Source organism: Hydrocoleum sp. CS-953, assembly GCF_002260545.1.
Classification (GTDB): domain Bacteria; phylum Cyanobacteriota; class Cyanobacteriia; order Cyanobacteriales; family Microcoleaceae; genus Trichodesmium.
Genome location: NZ_LGSU01000166.1, coordinates 1 through 2,333 on the forward strand (window position 1 = coordinate 1; position 2,333 = coordinate 2,333).

1 protein-coding gene is annotated in these 2,333 nt (G+C 32.4%); it reads left to right on the plus strand.

Translation table 11 applies throughout. The features are described from left to right. Positions 1–2,006 (plus strand): dynamin family protein (locus tag AFK68_RS01300; RefSeq protein WP_094671018.1); only part of this gene is annotated, 2,006 nt, incomplete at its 5' end. Positions 2,007–2,333: the final 327 nt, after the last annotated feature.

The following is a 2,333-nucleotide window of genomic DNA, read 5'->3' on the forward strand; positions in this document are numbered from 1 at the left end:
CATTAATATCTGAAATAGATAAAATCTTAGAAAAAATACAATCCCAAAAATTACGCATTGCAGTAATTGGAGAATTTAGTCAAGGTAAATCAACTTTATTAAATGCTTTACTTGGGGAGGAAATTCAACCAGTCAGAGAAATTCCTTGTAGTAGCACAGTTACAGTTTTAAAATATGGGGAACAAAAACGTGTTGTTTGTCATTATAAAGATGGGAAAGAAGCAGAAATTCCTTTAACAGAATATCAGTCAAAAGCAACTATTTCAGAAAGAGCAGCTTTAGGAAATATAAGTGAAGAATTAGCACACTCGGAGCTAGAAAAGATATTTTTTGAACATCCAGATTTAGAGTTATGTCAAAGTGGGGTAGAAATTGTTGACTCTCCTGGTTTAAATGAACATCCAGACCGCATATCTATTACTAAAAAATTATTAGAAGATACTGATGCGGTGATTTTCTTAACTAATGCTTCTCGTCCATTAACTCTAGGGGAACAAGAGTTAATTCAAACTGTGAAGTTGCAGTTAAATGGTAATAATCTTGATTTACCTGCGGATAATTTATTTGTGTTGGTAAATTTTCTGGATTTAGTTAGAAATGAAAATAGTCGCCAGCAAATTAGAAAGAGATTAGAAAATTTTCTGTTGGGTGAAAAACCAATTATTGCTGATGAAAGTCGTTTACATTTTATTTCTGCTCAAGCTGCTTTAGATGGAATTTTAGAAAGTGAAGAAAATGAATATTTGACTTACTTTAATAATTTCACGCACTCGATAGAAAAGTTTTTGACAGTTGAGCGGGGTGCTGTAGAAATTCAACAAATTTTTACTAAGATTAATGCTTTGATTGCTGAGGGAATAAAAGCATTAGATCGAGCCGAAAAAGTTTTAGATGGTAAAGTTTATTTGTCTGTCGAGGCAAAAGTAGAAATATTGAAAAAAATAGAGGATGCTAGTGGACGAGATTTGCAAATTTTATCAACTACTGAAAAATTAAAAAATCAGACTATTAAACAAGCTGCTGAAGCTTGGGATAAATGGGTAGAAGGATTAGGCGATCGCCTAGAGAAAAAAAGTGATGAATGGTATTCAGAACATTCTCTGCTCTGGGATAAGGAAAAAGTTATCAAAGATTATGCGGAAGAATTTGCAAGTTCTCTGGCAACTGAATTAGAAAACTGGAGCAATCAGGAAGTTAAAGAAATTCTGGTGAATAATTTAGAAATTTTAACTAAGGAAGTATATCAAAATCTAGAATTTATTAGAATGGATTTACAGTCAGTAGATTGTCAAATCCATTCTAACTTGAATGAGCAATTTGATTTTGCAATTGAAAATATTAAAGGAGATGGATTAGATATCTCTTCAATAACTAAGTTAGGAGAAAATTATGATGATAGTAAAAGAGGAGGTTTATGGGAAAATTTAACATTAGGTGGTTTAACTGCAGGTGCTTTATTTATGTTTACAGGAGTCGGATTTTTACCAATACTTTTAACTGGAGGTGCTGTGGCTTTGATTAGCTCATTTTTTGGTATGAGTCCTGATGAAGAGAATCCAGAAATAAAAATTAAACAGGAAGTTTATGATGCGTGTTTTCAGAAGTTTGATAAATCTACTAGAGAAATATTTAATCGGATTTGTGAAAATATTGCTGAGGTTTTCTACAGTCAGTTTAAATCAGCAAGTAAAGTAATTGAACAGGCAATATTGATTTACGAAAATCTTCTAGAACAAGAAGATAAAGTTCAGAAAGAAACTCAGGAACAATTAAAGTTAGAGAAAAAGATAATCGTTGAGAAAAAACAGGAACTTACACAAATAAAAAATCAAATTGAAGAAGTAAGAAAGAAGGAAGAAGGAAGAAGAAAGAAGGAAGAAGTGAAGAGGGAAGAAGAAAGAAGAAGGAAGGATGAAGAAAAATGGTTGAAATATATAGAAGGAAGAAGGAAGGAGGAAGGAGGAAGAAAAATGGTTAAAATGTATCGAGATATGCGTCTAAAATAAATTAGAAAATTAATTTTAGACACCTCTATGATCGAATATAGCAATCCCAAATAGGTTGTAATAAGTTTTATAATAGCCAATTTCAACTGAAAGCTTTGAACATTCTGACTCCTGTACGGGCGATTTCCTGAAGGAATGCTCCGCAAACGCGAATAGCCCCTACAACTAAAATAGGATTGCTATAGCACTATAAAACATTATAGATGGTTCAGATAATACCACTTAAAAAAAGAATGTTATACCATTTCTCAAAAACTTTTCTACATTTGATTGAGTAGGGGAGTGTAGGGACGTTGCACAGGCAAAAATGGGTTTTCCGTTCCGGAA